Raw genomic sequence first — 2,593 nt, 5'->3', positions numbered from 1 at the left:
CTAAAACCGTGGATAATGCCGCACCGAATCTGGGTGACAACGTCAGCTTTACCCTGACCGTCTCCAATACCGGGCCGGATGCCGCCACTAATGTGGTGGTCACTGACCCACTGCCAGCGGGCTTTACTTTTGTCAGCTCAGACGGTAGCTACGATGCCTCCACCGGCTTGTGGACCGTGGGATCGTTAGCGAGCGGCGCCAGCGCGACCTTAACCATTGTGGCGACCACCACCGACAGCAGTGCGGTCACCAACACCGCCAGCGTCACGGCGGATCAGACTGAACTGGATAGCTCAGATAATACCGATTCCGCCACCGTGGATGCCCAGGCGATCGATTTAGCGCTGGCTAAAACCGTGGATAATGCCGCACCGAATCTGGGTGATAACGTCAGCTTTACCCTGACCGTCTCGAACACTGGCCCGGATGCCGCTACCAATGTGGTGGTGACCGATCAGTTGCCAGCCGGGTTTACCTTTGTGTCCAGCGACGGTAACTACGATGCCTCCACAGGCTTATGGACCGTGGGATCGTTAGCGAGCGGCGCCAGTGCCACGTTGACGATTGTCGCCACCACCACCGACAGCAGTGCCGTGACCAACACCGCCAGCGTCACCGCGGATCAAACCGAACTGGATAGCAGCGACAACACCGATTCCGCCACCGTGGATGCGCAGGCGATTGACCTGGCCATCAGTAAAGCCGTGGATAATGCGGCACCGAATTTGGGTGATAACGTCAGCTTTACCCTGACCGTAGCCAATACCGGGCCGGATACCGCCACCAATGTGGTCGTCACCGACCAGTTGCCTGCGGGCTTTACTTTTGTCAGCTCAGACGGTAGCTACGATGCCTCCACCGGCTTGTGGACCGTGGGCTCACTGGCCAGCGGTGCGACCGCGACCTTAACCATCGTGGCGACCACCACCGACAGCAGTGCGGTGACCAACACCGCCAGCGTCACCGCCGATCAAACTGAACTGGATAGTTCTGACAATACGGATTCGGTGAGCGTCGATGCCCAGGCCATTGATTTAGCCATCAGCAAAGCCGTGGATAACGCCTCGCCGAACCTGGGTGACAACGTGAGCTTTACCCTGACCGTGTCGAACACCGGACCGGATGCCGCCACCAATGTGGTGGTGACTGACCCACTGCCAGCCGGGTTTACCTTTGTCAGCAGTGATGGCAGTTATAACGCCACCACCGGACTATGGACCGTGGGCAGTCTCGCCAGTGGTGCCAGCGCCACGTTGACAATTGTGGCGACCACCACCGACAGCAGTGCGGTGACCAACATTGCCAGCGTGACCGCCGATCAAACCGAGCTGGACAGTTCAGATAATACCGATTCCGCGACCGTGGATGCCCAGGCGATCGATTTAGCCCTGGCTAAATCCGTGGATAACGCCACCCCGAACCTAGGTGATAACGTCAGCTTTACCCTGACCGTCTCCAACACCGGGCCGGATGCCGCCACCAATGTAGTCGTCACAGATCAGTTACCCGCGGGCTTTACCTTTGTGTCCAGCGACGGTAGCTACGATGCCTCAACGGGCTTATGGACCGTGGGCAGTTTAGCGAGCGGTGCCAGCGCGACATTGACGATTGTGGCCACCACCACGGACAGCGGTGCAGTGACGAACACCGCCTCGGTTACGGCGGATCAGACTGAACTGGATAGCAGTGACAATACTGATTCCGCGACCGTGGATGCGCAAGCGATTGATTTAGCCATCAGTAAAGCCGTGGATAATGCCGCGCCGAATCTGGGTGATAACGTCAGCTTCACGCTCACCGTAGTCAACACCGGCCCGGATACCGCCACCAATGTAGTCGTCACCGATCAACTGCCGGCCGGCTTTACCTTTGTCAGCAGCGATGGCAGCTACAACGCCACCACCGGCTTATGGACCGTGGGCAGTTTAGCCAGCGGCGCGACCGCCACGTTGACGATTGTGGCCACCACGACCGACAGCAGTGCGGTGACCAACACCGCATCCGTCACGGCCGATCAAACCGAACTGGATAGCAGCGATAATACCGATTCTGCGACCGTGGATGCCCAGGCGATTGATTTAGCCCTGAGCAAAACCGTCGATAACGCGTCACCGAATTTAGGCGACAACGTGAGCTTTACCCTGACCGTCTCGAACACTGGCCCGGATGCCGCCACCAATGTGGTCGTCACTGACCAACTCCCGGCGGGCTTTACTTTTGTCAGCTCAGACGGTAGTTACGATGCCACCACCGGCTTATGGACGGTAGGTTCACTGGCCAATGGTGCCAGTGCCACGTTGACGATTATCGCCACCACCACCGACAGCAGTGCGGTGACCAACGCTGCTTCGGTCACGGCCGATCAGACTGAACTGGACAGTTCGGATAATGCCGATTCGGCCACCGTGGATGCCCAGGCCATTGATTTGGCGTTAAGCAAAACCGTCGACAATGCCTCACCGAATCTGGGCGATAACGTGAGCTTTACCCTGACGGTAAACAATGCCGGGCCAGATGCCGCCACCAATGTAGTCGTCACCGACCCACTGCCAGCCGGGTTTACCTTTGTCAGCACAGATGGCAGTTATAACGC

The 2,593-nt window shown here is 58.3% G+C and carries 1 protein-coding gene; it reads left to right on the top strand.

The features are described 5' to 3' along the window. A partial coding sequence (locus tag BFC17_RS03780) for a DUF11 domain-containing protein (RefSeq protein WP_139141991.1) occupies positions 1-2,593 on the top strand: 2,593 nt, incomplete at both ends.

Origin of the sequence: Marisediminitalea lipolytica, from assembly GCF_001758465.1 — a bacterium.
Lineage (GTDB): Bacteria > Pseudomonadota > Gammaproteobacteria > Enterobacterales > Alteromonadaceae > Alteromonas > Alteromonas lipolytica.
This window is presented reverse-complemented; position numbering and strand designations above follow the sequence as displayed.